This is a genomic window from Lysinibacillus mangiferihumi, from assembly GCF_003049665.1.
Classification (GTDB): domain Bacteria; phylum Bacillota; class Bacilli; order Bacillales_A; family Planococcaceae; genus Lysinibacillus; species Lysinibacillus mangiferihumi.
This window is the reverse complement of the sequence record NZ_PYWM01000022.1, coordinates 1-20,172: the sequence shown is the minus strand read 5'-3', so window position 1 is coordinate 20,172 and position 20,172 is coordinate 1. Positions and strand designations below refer to the sequence as shown.

Sequence of the window (20,172 nt, the reverse complement as noted above, 5' to 3'; positions counted from 1 at the left end):
TTTTTTACGAATTAAGCATGTTTTGCGATGAAAGCTTCTAATGCTTCTTTTGGTTGGAAACCAACAGTTTTGTCTACTAATTCACCATTTTTGAATAAAAGCAGTGAAGGAATAGACATGATTTGGTATTGTGCAGCAGTACCTTGGTTGTTATCTACGTCAACTTTGACGATTTTAGCAGCACTACCCGCAGCATCCATTTCTTCAAGAACTGGTCCAATCATTTTACATGGTCCACACCAAGCAGCCCAAAAGTCGACTAATACTAAGCCTTCTTTAATATCATCTTGGAACGTCGCATCTGTTGCATGTACAATTGCCATTTGAAATCCTCCTTAAACTTACTATGTTTGTAGTATAGCATGGTTAATTTATGTTGAGCGAACAATCTGCCTGCAATGTCGAATTTAGGCTTTACATACAATTGGCTATCCTGTTGCTCTATCTTACTATTCCCCATTTTTTCTTCTCTCAAGCATTAAAAAAGCTAGGGAAGACCCCTAGCTTATGCGTTCACTTTTAACGCTTTAAATTCTTCAATTAGCAATGGAATCACTTCGAATAAATCGCCTACGATACCGTAGTCTGCTACTTTAAAGATATTTGCCTCAGGATCTTTATTAATCGCTACAATGACTTTTGAGTTTGACATACCTGCTAAATGTTGGATAGCCCCAGAAATACCTGCTGCGATGTAAAGGTCTGGTGTCACAACCTTACCTGTTTGACCGATTTGTAATGAATAATCACAATACTCAGCATCACATGCTCCACGAGATGCACCAACTGCACCACCAAGTAAATCTGCTAATTCTTTTAGCGGTTCGAAGCCTTCCTCTGATTTAACACCACGACCACCTGCTACTACCACTTTAGCTTCTGAAAGATCTACGCCTTCTGAAGATTTACGTACGACCTCTTTAATGATTGAACGTAAATTTGTAATATCAACTGTAATAGAAGATACATCACCTGTTTTACCTGGTGCTTTTTCTAAAGGTGCAATATTATTTGGACGGATTGAAGCTAACACTACGCCATCTTTTACTTTTACCTTTTCAAAAGCCTTACCCGAATAAATTGGACGGATGAATACTACATCGTCACCGGCACCTTCAATAGAAGTGACGTCAGAAACAAGTCCTGCTTGTAATTTACTCGCAATTTTAGGCGATAAATCTTTACCATTAGCTGTATGACCAAATACGATGCCTGTTGGATTTTCTTGCTCGATAACAGCTAATAAAGCTTGTCCATAGCCATCTGATGTATATTGTTTTAAATGCGGATGCTCCACTGTCACAACACGATCTGCCCCATGCTCGAATAATGCACTTGCTAACCCTGCAACCGCATCTCCTAAAAGTACCCCTACAACTTCGCCGCCATCAGCGATTTGTTTTGCTGCTGCAATTGCCTCGAAAGATACATTACGTAAGCTTCCTTCACGAACTTCACCTAATACTAATACTTTTTTTGACATAGTATATTCCCTCCGTTACCCTTTAAGATTCGATTTGCGTTAACAAATGACTTAAACTACTTTCGCTTCTGAATGAAGTAAGTTGACTAGCTCTTTTGCTTGAGCAGAAAGTTCGCCTTCTAAAATACGACCTGCTGCTTTTTGAGCTGGCAAGTAAATATCCACCGTTTCTACTTTTACTTCAACATCATCTTCATCGATATCTAAATCATCTAATTCAAGCTCTGCAAGCGGTTTCTTCTTCGCTTTCATGATGCCTGGTAATGATGGGTAACGCGGCTCATTTAAACCTTGTTGAGCAGTTACTAAAAGTGGTAAAGATGTTTCAATTACTTCTGAATCCCCTTCGATATCGCGCACGATTTTTGCAGATGTGCCATCGATTTCAAGATTTGTAATTGTTGTTACATAGTTAATGCCTAATAAATCAGCAACGCGTGGACCTACTTGACCAGAACCGCCGTCAATTGCCACATTGCCTGTTAAAATTAAGTCCGCCTCTTTATCTTTTAAGTACTCAGCTAAAATGTAAGCAGCTGCATTTTGATCTAATTCATCTAGATCATCTTCTGTATTAATAAGAACCGCTTCGTCAGCACCCATTGCTAACGCTGTACGTAATTGTTTCTCCGCATCTTCGCCACCAATTGTGACAACTGTTACTTTACCACCAGCTGCGTCACGAACTTGGATTGCTTCCTCAATTGCATATTCATCATAAGGATTAATAATGAATTCAGCGCCATCCTCTTGGATTTTACCACCTGACACAACGATTTTTTCTTCTGTATCAAACGTACGTTTAATTAATGCAAAAATATTCATATATTCATACCCCCTGCAACGTTTTTTGATTTCCAAGTAAACTTGTAAATATTATATATTTTCAACGTAGATAAACTCCCCTTTCAGTCGTTACCTACACTGATGGAAAACTATTTGCCAGTAAACACAGGCTCGCGTTTTTCGATAAATGCTTGAATACCTTCTTTAGCATCTGCTGATACAAAAACCGTACCAAAGGATTTAGCTTCTGCCTCAATACCTTCATAGAATGAAGCCGGCTTCGCATATTGCAATGCTTGAATTGCTTCTTTCAAAGCGATTGGGCTCTTTTTAGCAATTTTTTTAGCAACCTTTAGTGTTTCCTCAAGTAATGATTCCTCGGTAAATGCACGGTTCGCTAAGCCCCACTGCACAGCTTCTGCCCCTGAAATAGGTTCGCTTGTAAACATCATTTCCGCTGCTTTTGCTACCCCCACATAACGCGGTAAACGTTGTGTGCCACCAAAGCCTGGAATAAGACCTAGTTGTAATTCAGGCAACCCTAATTTCGCAGATTCTGTTACAAAGCGCATATGGCAACTCATTGCTAGTTCTAGACCACCGCCAAGTGCCGCACCGTGGATTGCTGCAATAACAGGTTTAGAGAACGTTTCAACACGTTCAAATACTTGTTGCCCATTGCCTGCAAGCTTCGTAAATTCATCTCCAGACTCTACTTCAGTAAATTCCTTAATGTCTGCACCCGCTGAGAAGAAACGGCCTTCACCATGAAGTACAAGGACACGTACAGCGTCATCGTTTTCTACGGCATCTAGCACAGCATCTACTTCTGCAATGATTCCACGAGATAATGCGTTTGCTGGAGGACGTGCAATCGTAATAATTGCTACTCCATCTTCTACTTTCCAACTTAGAAATTCCATTTCTCCACATCCTTTTAAGCTTTAATGCCGTTCAGGATTAATGCCTGAACTTTCGGAACCTGTTCTATCAAATCATATCGATAGTCATTCATCACCCATGAAGTAATCGTTTCGTCAATTGTGCCAAATACCATTTGACGTGCCAAACGTACATCCATCGTTTGATTGAACTCACCAGAAACCATACCTTCAATTAGAATCTGATCAAGCAATTGCAAGTAATCTCTTAATACTGCATTAATCTTTTGACGTAAATCTTTGTTTGATTGACGAAGTTCTAATTGAGTCACAGTCGCTAGTGATCGATCTGTAGCTAGAACATTAAAATGATTTTCAATCATTCGTGAAAGTTTGTCTTTCGACGTGCTTCCATTTTCTATTATATCTTGTAATGACTCTACAAAAACAGCCATTTTTTCATTAAAGACAGAAATTAATATATCTTCTTTATTTTTAAAATATAAATAGATCGTTCCGTCAGCCACCCCAGCTTGTTTTGCGATCTTCGATACTTGCGCTTGGTGATACCCATTTTCTGCAATAACGAAGACAGCTGCATCAATAATTTGCTTATATTTTGGCTTATCTCGTTTCATCTTTATATCACCACCTAAAAAACATACGCACGCCCATTTCCATCTGTGGCACTTTGCTTATTTGCCAATCAGTATACTAATAAATGCTGAAGTTCCCGATACAAAAATTTGAGCGGTGATCCTAGCTAAATATGGCGTGGTCAATAGAAACAAAAAAATATGAAAATATGAATGGTTATTCATTCATATTTTCATATTATATTTTACACTCGCACTTGTCAATACTTTCACACGTAGTTATTTTGCTTCTTTATTCGCTAATTTTGTTTTTTCTTCATCCACTAAGGAACGACGCAAAATTTTTCCAACAGCTGTTTTTGGTAGTTCATCTCGGAATTCATAAATGCGTGGCACTTTAAAAGCAGCCAAGTGCTGACGACAGTATTTATTTAATTCGTCTTCAGTAATCGAATATCCTTCTTTTAATACAATATATGCTTTTACTGTTTCTCCTCGATACGGATCAGGAATACCTGCTACAACGCATTCTTGAATTTCTTCCCGTTCATACAAAACTTCTTCGACTTCACGAGGATAAATATTAAAGCCACCCGCAATAATTAAATCCTTTTTCCTGTCCACCACATAGAAGTAACCTTTCTCATCCATATAGCCAAGGTCTCCTGTTAAAAACCAGCCATCTGCAAAGGTTGCAGCAGTATCTTCTGGACGATTCCAATAGCCCTTCATAACCTGTGGACCTTTGACAGCAATTTCACCTACTTCACCGACAGCAAGTTGTTCTGTATCCCCCGTACGTAAAATGACAGCATCGGTATTCGGCCACGGTAAACCTACTGAACCAATAACTCGGTTACCCCAAATGGGTGTTGCGTGCGTTACGGGAGAGGTTTCAGTTAAGCCATAACCTTCCACAAGCTTCCCACCTGTTACGGCCTCAAATTGTTCCTGTACTTCTACAGGCAGTGAAGCGGAACCACTTAAACATGCTTTAATAGACGATAAATCATACTTCGCAATATCTGGATGATTTAATAAACCAATATATAATGTCGGTGCACCAGGGAACAATGTTGGCTTTTGCTTATCAATTGTTTTTAAAGCTGTTTCAGCATCAAACTTCGGCAACAATACCATTCTATTTTGGGTAAAAACAGATAGTAGCATCACAGTTGTCATACCATAGACGTGGAAAAATGGAAGAATACCCATAATTGTTTCCTCGCCATGTACGCATTTATACATCCAGGCATCGCACATTGTCGTATTGGCAATTAGGTTTTTATGCGTTAACATAACGCCTTTCGGGTACCCTGTCGTCCCTCCTGTATATTGAAGCAATGCCAAATCTTCTTCGAAATCAAATGGCATATCGATTATTTTTACAGGTGAAGACTTCATTATTTCTGTAAATAAATGATTTTGTCCGCTATGCTCCACTTTCACACTAAAACCGTACTGCTTTTTTTGAATAAATGGATATACTAAATTTTTCGGAAATGGTAAGTAATCTTTAATAGCTGTTACAATGACATTTTCAAGGTCTGTTTCTTTCATGATTTTCATGACACGTGGATACAATATATCCATTACTAAAATTACCTTCGCACCAGAGTCCGCCATTTGGTACTGCAATTCTCGTTCAGTGTAAAGTGGATTTGTCTGTACTACGACTGCGCCGGCATACATTGCCCCATAGTAAGCGATTACACTTTGTGGCGTGTTTGGTAGCATAATCGCTACACGATCTCCTTTTTCCACGCCAAGTGCTTGTAAGTAGTTTGCAAACTTAAGTGCAGATTCATATAACTCGGTGTACGTCAAATCCTTACCCATGAAATGAATTGCCACTTTCGATGGCTTCTTTTTATAGGCACGTGTTAAAAACTCTTGCACAGGAATTTCCTCAAACGTTAAAGACGGTGGTACTTCTTCAGGATAATTTGCTAGCCATGGTTTTGCTGTCATACGTCCTCTCCCCTTTGTCCCAAACTTTGTAAATTCTTATTTTAATTATAATGAAAAAGGAATGTACTTTCAAACGTAAAATAGAAAATAAATGCATTTTCGATTAATTATTATGCATTTAACAACATTTATATTACTACCCCTTAATGTCTTTTCCGTTGATATCATTATGAATACTCATTCACTTTTTTGTTTTTTATGCAACTAATAACCATTATATTTCTATATTAGAAAAATTTTTAAAAAGCAATATCCATCAACGTGCAATTGGTTTTGTGGCGATTCCCTCTTTTTCGTGGCGATTGCTACTGTTTTCGTGGCGTTTTACCTGCTTTTCGTGGCGATTCCTACAAATTTCTAAACAAAAAAACTGTAGACAAACTTGAAATTCAAGTTTACCTACAGTTAAATCCCTCGTCTCATTATACGGTCAACATATAGTAGACGCCGACTGCCAAAAATGCGATACAGACTACGATTAGAACTTTCGCTAATTTTTCCATCCTATAACACTCCTATGCAATACTTGCCCCAATAACAAACGATAAACCGACTGAAATCGTAAAGGAAATAAAGCCAACTGAGCGATTGTCGTTAGCAATTTCTTGATCTACATTAAAACGAGGGGTCATAAATTCAAATAAGAAATATGCCACAATTAGTAACGTGAAGCCAAATAGTCCCCAACCAATCATTTCACTCAGCGTGCTATGGCGAGCAATCGAATAACGAAAAATATTACAAATACCTAATATTTTACCGCCCGTTGCAAGCGCCACAGCTACATTACCATTTTTTATTTCTTCCCAGTTTTTATATTTCGTAACGACTTCGAACAATGCCATCGAGACGACTAAACATAACACAACAACACTAAAATATCCTGCCGTTTCGATAATTGGATATCGCCAAAAGCTAGAATTTAGCATTTTCTCCGTCCCCTTTACAGCTTATTTCAATTCCACAACAGTGACGCCAAATCCACCTTCGCCTGCTTCTCCAAAACGGAAGGATTTCACCCGTTTATGTTTTTTCAGGTAACTTTGAATGCCCTGACGTAATGCTCCGGTCCCAACACCGTGGATAATCGACACTCGACCATAGTTTGCAAGTAGCGCATCATCTATATATTTTTCAGTGCGTATTAATGCATCCTCATAGCGCTCCCCGCGTAAATCTAACTCTAATTTCACATGGCTATCTCGATTTTTCACACCAGCAACTCGTTGTATGGGCGCTTTCTCTGGTTTAATGTATTCAAGATCGGTATCGGCAATTTTCATCTTTAAAATGCCCATTTGTACAACCCATTCAACATCAGATACTTTTTCAAGCAACGTACCTCGTTGACCATAGCTTAACACCTTTACCTCATCACCGACAACCAAGTTTTGTGCACGCGCCTTGACTTGTGCCGCTTTTTTCAATACTTTGTTATGCTCAAGCGGTGTCGCTTCTTCCAATCGTTTTCGCGCCTCAATCAGCTCATGCTCTTTCACTACTTGATCAGCGTTTTTACGCATTTCTCGAAGCTCTGAAATAATCGTTTCTGCTTCTCGTTTCGCTTCTTCGACAATTTTGCGCGCTTTTTCCTTCGCTTTTTTGTCAAGGGCTTCTTTGCGTTCTTCGTAAGCTTGAAGCTTGTCCTGAAGCTCTTTACGTAGTGCTTCGGACTCTAGTAGTAAATCATGGGAACGCTCTGCATCGTCCTCTGATTGGCGTCTAGTTGCTTCTAAGGACGCAATCATGGATTCCACCTCATGTCGATCCGTTCCTGTAAAGTTTTTGGCACGATCGATAATGGACTCTGGCAAACCGAGACGACTAGAAATTTCAAAAGCATTGGAGCGACCTGGTACACCAATAAGTAAGCGATAAGTTGGACTCAACGTTTCAATATCGAATTCCACACTTGCATTGGCAACCCCTGGGCGATTATAGCCGTATGCTTTTAATTCAGGATAGTGCGTCGTTGCCATGACACGTGCGCCGCGACCATGCACTTCATCTAAAATAGAAATAGCTAAGGCAGCCCCTTCTTGTGGATCAGTTCCGGCCCCTAATTCATCGAATAGCACAAGTGATTCGTGATCAAATTGCTGTAAAATGTCGACAATGTTCACCATATGTGATGAAAATGTTGAAAGCGATTGTTCAATGGATTGCTCATCGCCAATATCAGCAAAAAGTTGCTCAAATACTGCTAGCTCTGAACCGTCTAACGCCGGCACCGGTAAGCCTGCTTGTGCCATTAATGTACAAAGACCAACTGTTTTTAACGTCACGGTTTTACCACCCGTGTTGGGTCCTGTAATCACAATGGCCGTAATATCTTTGCCAAATTCGATGTCATTGGCAACCGCCGTTTCGATAGGTAATAGCGGATGGCGTGCGCGCACAAGACGGATATAACCATCCTTGTTCATTTTAGGCATCGTACATTTATTGGCTTGGCCATATTTACCCTTTGCCAAAATAACGTCAATCTCGCCTAATAGTTTTACTAAATTAAATAAATCAGGTGCCACTTCTTCAACCATTGCACTTAAAGCAAGCAAAATGCGCTCAATTTCAACTTGCTCTTTCATTTTGAGACGATGTATTTCATTATTCGCTTGTACAACTGAATCTGGTTCGATAAATAACGTTTGACCAGACGATGATTGGTCATGCACAATGCCGCCATAGTGATAGCGATATTCTTGTTTAACTGGAATCACATAACGGTCGTTACGAATCGTTACAATTGCATCTGAAAGCATTTTGGCTGCATTACTTCCTCGTGTTAAGCTCTCTAGCTTTGAACGCACTTTAGCCTCTTCTGCTCGTAAAGACTGGCGAATAGAGCGCAACGTTTGACTTGCAGAATCTAAAACAGCACCATTATCATCAATACAGTTATTAATTTCATGCTGTAAACCTGTTAATACAGGCATCATTTCCTTTTTAGCGATAAAATGAGGTATTTCAATGATTTCATCTGACTCTAAATCTTCTAAGAAATTACGCAGTATACGGCTAGCTCGAATCGTACTAGACACTTCCATTAATTCCATCGCTGAAAGCATGCCTCCGATTTGGGCACGTCTTGCTGCTGGTCGTACATCGAAAATACCACCCATTGGCACATTGCCTTTTACACGTAAAATGGATAGCCCTTCATCCATTTCTTCTAACAACTGAACGACTTTTTCAAAGTCTGTTTGTGGCACAAGTTCATCAATGGCTGATTTGCCGATTGAAGAAGTACAGTATGTAGCCACTTGTTGACGTACCTTATCATATTCTAGTGTTTTCAATGCGCGGTCTGCGATCACTGAGAACACCTCCTCAACCTATTTATTTCGTCGAATGAACGACTCGAACTGTTCGCGCGTCCATGTATTGACAATCATATCTTTTTTTAGCCATGCCCTGTTTGCATAGCGCACACCAATATCCATAAAACGTAAATGCGCGATATCATGAGCATCGGTATTAATCGCTACCGGTACACCTGCCGCAACAGCCATCTCTAAATGCTCAACGCATAAATCTAAACGATAGGGATTGGCGTTCAACTCTAAAATTTTACCATATTCCTTTGCCCATTCAATCAACTGCGCGATATTTGGATTATAACCAGCCCGGTCTTCAATAATGCGACCCGTCGGATGAGCAATCATATGTACATACGGATTTTGCATCGCGGTATGTAATCGCGCCATTATTTTATCCTGTGACTGTGTAAAACTCGAATGAATGGAGGCAATCACGAAATCCAATTTCCGCAGTACTTCATCATCAAAATCTAACGAACCATCTGGTAAAATATCCATTTCTGTGCCTGCATATAAATAAAAGTCAGGATGCGCTTCGTTAAAAGCGTCAACTTCAGCTCGTTGCTTCACTAATCGTGCAGGTGTCAAACCATTCGCCACTTTTAAATATTGTGAGTGATCGGTAATAACGCTATATTGATAACCACGGGAAATTAGCGCCTCACCCATTTCAGCCACAGAGTACGCGCCATCTGACCATGTTGTATGCATATGCAAATCAGCGACAATATCCTCTAGCTTAACTAAATCCTTGACTTCACTTTGCCGGTCAAACTCTGTTGACCCTGTTCGTAAGCTAGGGGGGATAAAGGGCAAATCAAAATGGGCAAAAAATGCCGCTTCGTCTGCAAATGTCAGCACAGAACCATCTGCTTGCTCTACACCATACTCACTAATTTTTTCCCCACGTGTTTTGGCAAGTTGGCGCATGCGAACGTTATGCTCTTTTGAGCCTGTAAAATGGTGCAAGGCTGTGGCATACTCAACATCCTTTACTAATCGAAAATCAACACTTACAGCATCATCTAAATCTAAAATAACCGAAATTTTTGTATCTCCTGCTGCCACTACCTCTTGAATAGCGAGTGCACTCAATATTTTTTCTCGTACTGTCTCTATTGCTTCAGTTACAACAATGAAATCAATATCTTTACTTGTTTCAGATGCACGACGGAAACTGCCTGCTACGGAAAAACGCGTCACTTCCTCCATACTACCGAGAAGTGCTTCAATTTGTAAAACGACAGGCTCAAGCTGCCAAATTGGCAAACGTTCTGAACGATTGGCAAAATTAGCTAGTTCCTTTAAAATCTTTTCTTCTGTTTTGGCGGCAAAGCCTGCGAGCTCGCGCACTTTACCAGCTTCACATGCAGCTTGTAAGCTTTCAGCAGAGTCTATGCCTAGCTCTTGGTGAAGCTTCGCAATCTTTTTGCCGCCTAAGCCTGGTAATTTCAGTAATGGCAGTAATCCTTTCGGTACAATATCTTGTAATTCTTTAAGCAGACTCGATTCACCTGTCTCGATTAAGTCTTCAATAACAGCGGCTGTACCTTTACCGATTCCCTTGAGCTTTGTTACATCCTCCATCTCACTAAGCGAGCGCTCGTCACCCTCTAGTGCTGCTGCAGCTTTGCGGAATGCGGATACTTTAAACGGATTTTCACCTTGTAACTCCATATATAATGCAATTTTTTCTAACGTACGGATAATTGTTTTTTTGTTCATTTAGAATTCCCCCTATCGTAAAAACACTTCCCTCTAGTCCGAGAGAAGTGCATCATTTACTATTGCCTATTCATTACGGCTTTTGCGCAACTTTGTTTTAGCTTACATTGCGATAGGCAATCAACATTCAACAAAATTTACAATCGGCTTGTGCACAAAACAGCTACGCCCTTAACAGAAATTTCGCCATTTAGCAGATTTCTACGGACAAATGAGTGAATACTACATTCAAATTTCCATGCGTAGATGCCAAATTTTTTTAGGAAGCATGGAGATAAATATACCACCAATTTTGGAACATCTTTGTAATGATCGGCGTATGTTCCAAAATAAGGCCTGATATGAACGACTTCGACATTAAATTCTGTATAAAATCAATCGGTACTAATGCCAAAACATACAATACAATAAATAAAATTAAATAATTTTCAATCATGCCAAGCAGTGCACCAAGCCAGCGGTTGACCGTACTTAACACTGGTAAATAAGCAATGAAATCAAAGATGGATGCCACAATTTGCAAGGCAATCTTTACTGCAAAGAAAATAACCGCAAACGCAATGACACGATAAAATGTTCGGTCTAAATCTAAGCTGTCAATGACAACTCCAAGGCTTCCCGAATCTGTAACACCTGGATATGGCACCCAAAACACAAATTTCTGTGCTAATGGCTTATAATAAATATACGCAACAATTAGGGCAACAACAAAGCTAACTATATGCATCATTTGTACAATGAAGCCACGTTTTGCCCCCACTAGCAGTCCACCTAATAGAACTACTAATATAATTAAATCTAGCATTTACTTCAACCCTTTAATTTTTTCAATTCTTCTTCTAGTAATTCTATTTGCTCTTTTAAGAGTAAATAATCGTGCACCGTATTTACGGCTGTAAGGACGGCAAGCTTTGTGCTATCAAGTGAGGGATTATGTAAATTCATTTCGCGCATACGGTCATCAACAATAGAAGCGACAAGTCGCATATGTCCAATGGATTCGGAGCCGACCATTTTATATGTATGACCATATATTTCCACAGAAATTTTATTCTTTTCTTGATTTTCCATAGTCGCACCCTCCAGTAAAATCTTTTTGCTCACGGTTTTATTCGTTATGAGCAACGTCCATACAAAAAAGCTATATATTATCATACCATGAAAGGTATAAAATTGTGAACAATGAGGATAGAAAGGAACGGTTTAATGTCAAATATTGTACTTTTAATTTCAACAACTGCACAAAAAGAGGTAATGGCCTACTACGCAAATTATTATGTGGAGCGAAAAGCACCTGGTGTTGTGTTCGCTGCAAAACTGCCTGATACAGCCATTACGATGTATAAATCAGGAAAATGTATGTTTCAAGGAGGCGGTGCTGAGCGAGAAGCCGCACGATGGGGTACCGCTGGGGTAGCCACTACGCAAAAATCTTCAGCTGTTGGGGCTAAGGGGGACACGCTCCCAGAAGGCTTTGCTTCAATGTCTGTGTTAGGCTCTGACGAAACAGGAACTGGCGATTATTTCGGACCGATAACAGTGGCAGCCGTTTACGTTCCCTCTTCAAAAATAGCACTAATAAACGAGCTTGGCGTGAAAGATTCTAAAATGCTTACGGATGACTATATGCGAAAAATTGCCCCTGATTTACGTGCGGCATGTATTCATAGCGTACTCGTATTGCACAATGAAAAATATAATGCTTTACAAGCAAAAGGCTATTCACAAGGCAAAATGAAAGCGATGATGCATAATAAGGCACTTGGACATACATTAGCGAAAATGGCGCCCGAAAAACCTGCACATATTTTAATTGATCAGTTTGCAGAACGTGGGGTGTATTATAATTATTTAAAAAATGAGCGTGAAATCGTCCGAGATGGCGTCCTATTTTCAACAAAAGCAGAACAATTACATGTTTCCGTTGCCACCGCTTCCATTTTGGCGCGTGCAGCATTCTTAAAAGAAATGGATCGACTCAGTGAGCTTGCTGGCGTGGCGTTACAAAAAGGTGCATCTAGCAAGGTTGATGCCTTAGCAGCACGAATTTGGCGTGGACAAGGTGAGGCATTTTTACGCTCCATTACAAAATGGCATTTTGCGAACACCGAAAAAGCTCGGAAGTTAAAATAGATTTATAGGGTTTCTGTCGTTGATTTTTGCTACGGGCTGGCCGCTTTCCGCAGGCACATCGTAAGCCCTTCGCTCCAATCAGGTGAATATATTTGCAAAGCTATTTCATGTAATGCTCATCAATAATATAAAAAAGACAAAAGGCATCTAGAGCGAACCTCTGGATGCCTTTTGTCGACATTCTGCGCTGTCTTCGTATTCGAGACAGCTTTTAATTAGCATAAATTAACGTACTTCTGTTCCTTCAATTGTAGCAATAGCTTTCAATACTTTATTATGCGCAGCAACAACTTCTTCATCTGTTAACGTGCGTTCTGGATCGAAGTATGTGAGGGAGAAAGCAACAGATTTCTTACCTGCCTCCATTTTTTCACCTTCATAAACATCGAACACTTTAATATCCTTCAACAGTTTCACTCCTGCAGAACGAATAACCGTTACTACTTCACCCGCTGTTGTTGCACGATTCATAACAAGTGCGATATCACGAGACATCGCTGGGAAACGAGGCACCGGTTTATAGCCAAGTGGCGCTTCACTTGCATTGGCTTGTAGTAATGCTACTAGATTCATTTCCATCACATACGTATCTTTTACACCCCATGCTTTTTGCTCCGCAGGATGTAAACCACCGATAATACCCACTTGTTCACCATCTAATAAAATGCTAGCGGTACGACCAGGATGTAAGCCAGCTACTTCTGCTTTCACAAACGTAATGCGCTCTGTTAAACCAAGCTTGCCAATAACACCCTCGATAATACCTTTCAATACGAAGAAATCAACTTCTTTTTTCTCACCTTGCCAAGCATGATCTAACCATTTACCTGTTAGCACAGCTGCTACATGCTCTTCCTCAAACGGTAAGCCCTCTGCTGTTTGACCAAGGAAGACAGAACCAACCTCGTATAATGCTACGCTATCCGCTTTACGTGCTATATTATATGCCGCTGCTTCGATTAAATGTGGAATTAAGCTTTGACGAAGTGTTGAACGTTCTTCACTCATTGGCATTAATAAACGTGTTACGGGCTCCGCTTTTAGTGCAAAGCGTTGTGATAACGCCTCAGACGTTAATGAATAAGTAACAGCTTGATAAAGCCCCGCACCTTCCATAAAGTTACGTACAACGCGACGATTTGCTTGATACGCTGTCAGTTGTCCAACTTGGTTGGCACCTTCTGGTAAAGTCATAGGGATTTCATCGTAGCCATATAAACGTGCAATCTCTTCAACGATATCTTCTTCGATTTTAATATCTTGACGACGTGTTGGTGCATCAATGATTAATAAGCCATTTGCTGCTTCTACACCGAATTTCAAACGCTCTAAAATCGAAAGCATATCTTCTAATGAAATTTTCATGCCAAGACGTTCGTTAATAAAATCCGGAGAGACCACAACACGTGCTGGCGTTTTATCTAATTCATCTACGATACAAGTGCCTTCTAACACTTCACCGCCAGCTAATACAGCAAGCAATGCCGCTGCACGTTCAGCGGCAGGTACAACTCGGTTTGGATCAACGCCTTTTTCAAAGCGAGCTGAAGCATCTGAACGAAGACCTAGATTGCGTGAAGTTTGACGTACTGTTAAGCCATCAAAATAAGCAGATTCAATAACAACGGTCGTTGTAGATGCTGTTACTTCCGAATTGGCTCCACCCATTACGCCTGCAATTGCCACTGGCTCTTTGCCATTGGTAATCACTAAATCAGATGCCTTTAATGTACGCTCTTGGTCATCTAAAGTCGTAATTGTTTCACCTTCTGTTGCTTTACGCACAACGATTTCACCTGTTGCTAAGCTATCATAGTCAAATGCATGAAGTGGTTGACCATATTCCATTAAAATATAGTTTGTCACATCGACTACATTATTGTGAGGACGTACGCCAGCTGCCATCAAACGGTGCTGTAACCACATTGGTGATTCTGCAATTTTAACGTTTTTCACAACTTTCGCTACGTACATTGGGTTCGCTTGTAAGTCTTCTACACGAAGCTTTAGTAAATCCTCCGCTTTGTCAGAAGATGTGCTATAAGCGATTTCTGGGTACTTTACTTCCTCAGATAGAATAGCACCAACCTCATAAGCTACCCCTAACATCGAAAGCGCATCTGAGCGGTTTGGTGTTAAGCCAAGCTCAAGCACTGTATCACGAAGACCTAAAAGCGCTAGAGCATCAGCGCCCACTTCTGCATCTGCTGGTAACACATAAATGCCCTCTGCATAAGCTTTCGGTACTACTTTCCCTTCAATACCAAGCTCTTGTAATGAACAAATCATACCGTTCGATTCGTGCCCACGTAGTTTTGCTTTTTTAATTTTAATGCCACCTGGTAAATGTGCACCTGGGCGAGCAACAATGACTTTTTGACCTGCATCCACGTTTGGCGCTCCACAAATAATTTGTTGTGGCACTTCTTCTCCAACATCTACTTGGCAAATATTTAATTTATCGGCTTCAGGGTGCTTTTCTTTTGATACAACATAGCCGACTACAATTTTATCCATACCGCTTGCACGGTCAATTACTGCGTCTACTTCAATGCCTGAGCGAGTAATTTTTTCTGCTAATTCTTCAGGCGCTAAGCCTTTTGTACTTACATAATCTTTTAACCATTCTAATGATACTAACATTTATAGTCCCCCTTACGCCTCTGTTCGCTCGAATTGTGATAAGAAACGTGTGTCACTTGTATAGAAATGACGAATATCGTCGACGCCATATTTCAACATAGCGATACGTTCTGCTCCAATACCAAATGCGAAACCAGAAACTTTCTTCGGATCATAACCAGCCATTTCAAGTACATTTGGGTGTACCATACCTGCACCTAAAATCTCAATCCAGCCTGTGCCTTTACATACGTTACAACCTGCACCACCGCATTTGAAGCAAGAAATGTCCATCTCAACAGACGGCTCTGTGAATGGGAAGAAACTTGGACGTAAACGAATTTCACGGTCAGCACCGAACATTTTTTTTGCTAGTGTATCTAATGTCCCTTTCAGATCACTCATACGAATATTTTCGCCAATAACTAAACCTTCAATTTGCATAAATTGGTGAGAGTGTGTTGCATCATCATTATCACGACGGAATACTTTCCCTGGACAAATAATACGAATTGACTCGCCTTTTTTCGCTTCCATTGTACGTGCTTGAACTGGAGACGTATGTGTACGTAATAATATTTCCTCGGAAATATAGAATGAATCCTGCATATCACGTGCAGGGTGACCTTTTGGTAAGTTTAACGCTTCAAAGTTATAGTAATCCTTTTCCACTTCTGGGCCTTCCGCAATTTCATAACCCATACCGACAAATAAATCTTCAATTTCTTCAATAACGCGTGTTAAAGGATGACGGTTACCTACTTTAATAGCACGCCCTGGTAATGTGACATCAATCGACTCACTTGCTAATTTTTCGGCAATTGCCGCTTCTTCTAATACAGTCGCTTTTGTTTCTAACACTGCTGTAACATTTTCACGAACTGTATTAACTAAAGCACCCATTTTTGGACGTTCTTCAGCCGATAATTTCCCCATTCCTTTTAGCAAGTCTGTGATAGGTCCCTTTTTCCCTAAATAAGCGACACGCACATCATTTAATTCTTTTAAATTTGCTGCTGCTTCAATTTTTGCTAGCGCTTCTTGTTCTAACTGCTTTAATTGCTCTTCCATGTAAAAAACCTCCTTGATCATATAAATGCCCGCTTGCTCAAATGGCATAAAAAAACCTCGCCCCCAAAAAAGGGACGAGGACATATTCGCGGTACCACCCTAGTTATTGCGCGCTTTTGGTGCGCACAATCACTTCATTGCCATAACGACTCGATTGAAGCCGGCTTACCTTTACAGCATCTTTTCTTGCTGGTCCCGGTAGCTGCTCGCAGGATGAATTCAAAATTGCATTGGTTCGGCGCTGGCTCTCAATCTCCGGCCTACGCTCCCTGTCGTCCATTCACAATCTTTACTACTTCCTGGTCAAAGCATTTCATTATACAGAATTACATTTTAAATGTGATTATACAATATGATACCACTTCAAATCAAGGGGCATCTGTGCAAGCTTGACTTTAGCATTGTTCTATCGGCGTTGTTGGAAGGTTTACTTTACCGACGATTTACACTTGTTTATCGGTATTTCCTTCCATTTATACACCAATTTCTATTTAACAAAGCCATATAACACAATACCTGTTGCAACAGCGACATTTAACGATTCTGCTTGTCCGAAAATGGGAATAATAATGTTTTGATCTGTCATCGCTAATAGTTGTGGATTAATGCCACTGCCTTCATTGCCCATCATAATCGCAAATGCACCAGTATGCTGAATTTCATGATACACGACTGCATCCTCATCAAGAGCTGTCCCAAATACAGGTACACCATTGTCCTGAAGCATATCAATCCAATCTTCTAAATCACCGCGGATTACAGGAATATGGAAATGTGACCCTTGGGCAGAACGCAATGTTTTCGGGTTATATAAATCTGCACAACCTTTGCCTAAAATCACTGCATCGAGACCAGCCGCATCCGCTGTTCGAATCATTGTGCCAATATTACCTGGGTCTTGCACAGCATCGATTAGAAGTACCTTGCGCCAAGAAGCCATTGCATCTTCTTCTACCGCTAGCTGTTTGCATACTGCAAAAACTCCTTGAGAGGTCTCTGTTTCCGCAAATTCTTTTGCTACAGCTGCTGTTACTTCCACCATTGCTACATTGTCGATTGGCCATAGCAACGGTAAATCAACACCCTCGCGCACGATTAGCTGTAACACTTGATTATTGTTTTTCAACGCTTCTTCTACTAAATGGAAGCCTTCCACTAAAAACTCACCCGAACGTTCACGCTCTTTTCGCGTAGTTGCTAGCTTTTTCCAATATTTCACTAACGCATTTTGCGTAGATTCTATTCTTTTCATCGTAGTTTGTACCGCCTTTATCCTATTTACTGTTCATTATTATACAGTAGAAAACCGCAAATTACATAGTCCAGTAAAACACAGCAAATTGTCAGAATTGTTTGCGTGCCAGTCACTCAAACAAACTCACTCTGTTTCTTCCGTTCTCTTTCGAAGTATATAAAGCCTGATCCGCCTTTTGCAAAATCGTCGCATCGGAATCGTTCTCGGTTGCTGTGGCAATGCCGATACTTATCGTAATGCTTCCTGTCTGCCATTGAGCCTGCTCAACCGTTTGACGAAGTTGTTCAGCAATAGTCCAACAATCATCGACACTAGTATCAGGTAAAATGATGACAAATTCTTCCCCACCATAGCGCGCTACTACATCGCTTGGACGAGCTTGTGCATCTAAAATTTGTGCCAATTGGGCAAGCACCTCATCCCCTACTTGATGTCCAAATGTATCATTGACCTTTTTAAAATGATCGATATCCAAAATTAATAGTGAGAAAGGGATCGCCGTTTTCCTGAAAATAGCAAACTGTTCTTCAAGCTTTTCTTGAAAAAATCTTCTGTTTTTCAAACCTGTTAGCTTATCCGTAATGGAAAGTTCTACAAGCGTGGCGTTCATAGATAATAACTCTTCTTGTTTGTGCTCAATTGCCAAATGGATTTGCTTTAATTTTGCTAATGCTTGATCCTTTTCTAAATAAGCCGCCTCTAGTTGCTTTTTAGCCGCACGTAATTCTAATTCATAATCAATGCGCTTTTTCATCGGCACTAAAATGCAATCAATACATTCAACCTCTCCCACCGCATACTTCCGACCGTTCAACAGAAAAGGAATGGCTGTACCATTGTCATGCTTTAAACTGATGAATAATTCTTCCACATAATCGTACAAATTAATGGTCGGGTAAAAAAATGAATGAAAAATCATTTTGTTAGGCTTGGACATGAGAATTTCAATATGCTGGTGTAATATATCCACCCGTTCATAACCCATCCACTGCAGAAAGGTCTGATTCACCTCAATCATGATGCCATCAAGTGTAATGGCAATAAATCCACAAGGTGCATAGTTCAATCGTTTATCCATTTGTGATAATAATCCTTTCATTTTCCATTAAAGAAATTGTGTAATTAAGTCAATCGTTTCTTGCGGATGGCTAATATGTGGATAATGGCCTTTTGCTGTCATTAAACGCAACGTGCTAGCTTTTAAATGCTGATGTAGATATTCTGCAACTTCAATCGGAACGATACTATCATCCGAACATTGCATGATTAAAATAGGAATACTTGCCTTAGATAAGTCACTTCGATGATCCGATAAAAAAGTAACTTCCGCAAACTCCCTTGCAATGACTGGGTCTGCTGATTTAAATGTTTGTTCAAGCTCATTTGTAAATTTTGGAGACTCGGGATTATTCATAGCAATAGGCGCTAGAAAACTAGCCCAACCCGAAAAGTTCATTTCCATCATATCTAATATTTCCATAATGTCACTTAGCTCAAATCCACCAACATAGCCATCTCTATCATTTAAATAACGAGGTGAAGGGCCAATCATGATTAGTTTTTCAAAATAATCTGGGCGTTCAATGGAGGCAAGTAAGCCAATCATTGAACTAATAGAATGACCAATAAAAATGACCTGTTGCAGTTCAAGTGTCTCAATGATATCCAAAACATCCTGCTTGTAGCCCTGAAGTGACTGGTATTTTTGAGATTGATAGGCATTAAAATCAGAATTACCTGAACCAACATAATCAAATAAAATAATTTGATAGTGTTCCTCGAATGCAGGTGTAATATAACGCCACATATTTTGATCGCAACCAAATCCATGTGCAAATAAAATTGGTTGCTTCCCTTTGCCGATTATTTTCACATTATTGCGTACAACTACATCCTTCATCGCATTTACTCCCTCTAGAAATATATGTAATATCTCCATTTTGACGGTGCATTCAATAATTATCAAGGGAAATAACAAGTATGAAATGAATAATAAAAGGCATCGGGACATATTTTTTTAATACTTTCGAAACAAGGGCTCTGTGTTTTTCCATTTTTGCTGTAAAAAACAACTCTTTTACAATAATAAAATTTAGTAACTAGTTGAGGCTAGCTACAACGGGAACCTCTGTGTAATAGAACAAAATGGAGGACATGCGATCAGTTGCAACTGATCGAGAACATCAGTTTACCTTTAAAACATAATCGAGTAGGAGGGAGTGATTAACTCCCGACCTCTCACACCACCGTACGTACGGTTCCGTATACGGCGGTTCAATTAAGATGAGTAACGCAAAGTTTCGTAACGAACTTGCAGACTTTTCAGCCC

Annotated in this window: 17 protein-coding genes; 1 reads left to right on the top strand and 16 read right to left on the bottom strand. The window is 40.0% G+C overall.

Annotation, left to right across the window (positions count from 1 at the left end; all coding sequences use genetic code 11):
• Nucleotides 1–11 precede the first annotated feature (11 nt).
• The 11 genes from trxA to zapA form a co-directional block, all read right to left on the bottom strand.
• A complete protein-coding gene (gene trxA, locus C9J37_RS18665; protein WP_024363864.1) occupies nucleotides 12–323 on the bottom strand; it encodes a thioredoxin in 312 nt (103 codons plus the stop codon).
• 182 nt (nucleotides 324–505) lie between these two features.
• The gene (locus C9J37_RS18660; protein ID WP_069513669.1) at nucleotides 506–1,483 is read right to left on the bottom strand and encodes an electron transfer flavoprotein subunit alpha/FixB family protein; all 978 of its coding nucleotides are present in this window, start codon (nucleotides 1,481–1,483) and stop codon (nucleotides 506–508) included.
• Between the two features lie 51 nt (nucleotides 1,484–1,534).
• Nucleotides 1,535–2,308: an electron transfer flavoprotein subunit beta/FixA family protein gene (locus tag C9J37_RS18655; RefSeq protein ID WP_024363862.1), complete on the bottom strand. Its 774-nt coding sequence runs from the start codon at nucleotides 2,306–2,308 to the stop codon at nucleotides 1,535–1,537.
• Nucleotides 2,309–2,418: 110 nt separating this feature from the next.
• Nucleotides 2,419–3,192: an enoyl-CoA hydratase gene (locus tag C9J37_RS18650; RefSeq protein WP_107896568.1), complete on the bottom strand. Its 774-nt coding sequence runs from the start codon at nucleotides 3,190–3,192 to the stop codon at nucleotides 2,419–2,421.
• Between the two features lie 14 nt (nucleotides 3,193–3,206).
• Nucleotides 3,207–3,788 (bottom strand): fatty acid metabolism transcriptional regulator FadR, encoded by a 582-nt coding sequence (locus tag C9J37_RS18645; protein WP_107896567.1) that lies wholly within the window; start codon nucleotides 3,786–3,788, stop codon nucleotides 3,207–3,209.
• 237 nt (nucleotides 3,789–4,025) lie between these two features.
• On the bottom strand, nucleotides 4,026–5,717 hold the full coding sequence (locus C9J37_RS18640) for an AMP-binding protein (protein ID WP_107896566.1): 1,692 nt from the start codon (nucleotides 5,715–5,717) through the stop codon (nucleotides 4,026–4,028).
• A 515-nt stretch (nucleotides 5,718–6,232) separates the two neighbouring features.
• Nucleotides 6,233–6,646 (bottom strand): DUF350 domain-containing protein, encoded by a 414-nt coding sequence (locus C9J37_RS18635; protein WP_010860124.1) that lies wholly within the window; start codon nucleotides 6,644–6,646, stop codon nucleotides 6,233–6,235.
• 21 nt (nucleotides 6,647–6,667) lie between these two features.
• Nucleotides 6,668–9,034: an endonuclease MutS2 gene (locus tag C9J37_RS18630; RefSeq protein ID WP_107896565.1), complete on the bottom strand. Its 2,367-nt coding sequence runs from the start codon at nucleotides 9,032–9,034 to the stop codon at nucleotides 6,668–6,670.
• An 18-nt stretch (nucleotides 9,035–9,052) separates the two neighbouring features.
• The gene (gene polX / locus C9J37_RS18625; protein ID WP_107896564.1) at nucleotides 9,053–10,762 is read right to left on the bottom strand and encodes a DNA polymerase/3'-5' exonuclease PolX; all 1,710 of its coding nucleotides are present in this window, start codon (nucleotides 10,760–10,762) and stop codon (nucleotides 9,053–9,055) included.
• 259 nt (nucleotides 10,763–11,021) lie between these two features.
• Nucleotides 11,022–11,567 carry a CvpA family protein gene (locus C9J37_RS18620; RefSeq protein ID WP_024363856.1) on the bottom strand — a complete coding sequence of 182 codons (546 nt, stop codon included), beginning with the start codon at nucleotides 11,565–11,567 and terminating at the stop codon, nucleotides 11,022–11,024.
• A gap of 5 nt (nucleotides 11,568–11,572) precedes the next feature.
• Nucleotides 11,573–11,833, bottom strand: a complete 261-nt coding sequence (gene zapA / locus C9J37_RS18615; protein ID WP_024363855.1) for a cell division protein ZapA — start codon at nucleotides 11,831–11,833, stop codon at nucleotides 11,573–11,575.
• Between the two features lie 135 nt (nucleotides 11,834–11,968).
• Here zapA and rnhC point away from each other — a divergent pair, with 135 nt between their 5' ends.
• Nucleotides 11,969–12,895, top strand: coding sequence for a ribonuclease HIII (rnhC, locus tag C9J37_RS18610; protein WP_107896563.1), 927 nt, complete (start codon nucleotides 11,969–11,971; stop codon nucleotides 12,893–12,895).
• 225 nt (nucleotides 12,896–13,120) lie between these two features.
• Here the strand turns inward: rnhC and pheT are convergent, their stop codons facing one another.
• From pheT to C9J37_RS18585, 5 genes are all read right to left on the bottom strand, one after another.
• On the bottom strand, nucleotides 13,121–15,538 hold the full coding sequence (gene pheT, locus C9J37_RS18605) for a phenylalanine--tRNA ligase subunit beta (RefSeq protein WP_107896562.1): 2,418 nt from the start codon (nucleotides 15,536–15,538) through the stop codon (nucleotides 13,121–13,123).
• Nucleotides 15,539–15,550: 12 nt separating this feature from the next.
• Nucleotides 15,551–16,588: a phenylalanine--tRNA ligase subunit alpha gene (gene pheS, locus C9J37_RS18600; protein WP_024363852.1), complete on the bottom strand. Its 1,038-nt coding sequence runs from the start codon at nucleotides 16,586–16,588 to the stop codon at nucleotides 15,551–15,553.
• Between the two features lie 487 nt (nucleotides 16,589–17,075).
• Nucleotides 17,076–17,840: a TrmH family RNA methyltransferase gene (locus tag C9J37_RS18595; protein ID WP_024363851.1), complete on the bottom strand. Its 765-nt coding sequence runs from the start codon at nucleotides 17,838–17,840 to the stop codon at nucleotides 17,076–17,078.
• A 112-nt stretch (nucleotides 17,841–17,952) separates the two neighbouring features.
• Nucleotides 17,953–18,921 carry a sensor domain-containing diguanylate cyclase gene (locus tag C9J37_RS18590; protein WP_107896561.1) on the bottom strand — a complete coding sequence of 323 codons (969 nt, stop codon included), beginning with the start codon at nucleotides 18,919–18,921 and terminating at the stop codon, nucleotides 17,953–17,955.
• Between the two features lie 27 nt (nucleotides 18,922–18,948).
• Entirely contained in the window at nucleotides 18,949–19,743 is a 795-nt protein-coding gene (locus C9J37_RS18585; protein WP_024363850.1) for an alpha/beta fold hydrolase, read from the bottom strand.
• Between the last annotated feature and the right edge of the window lie 429 nt (nucleotides 19,744–20,172).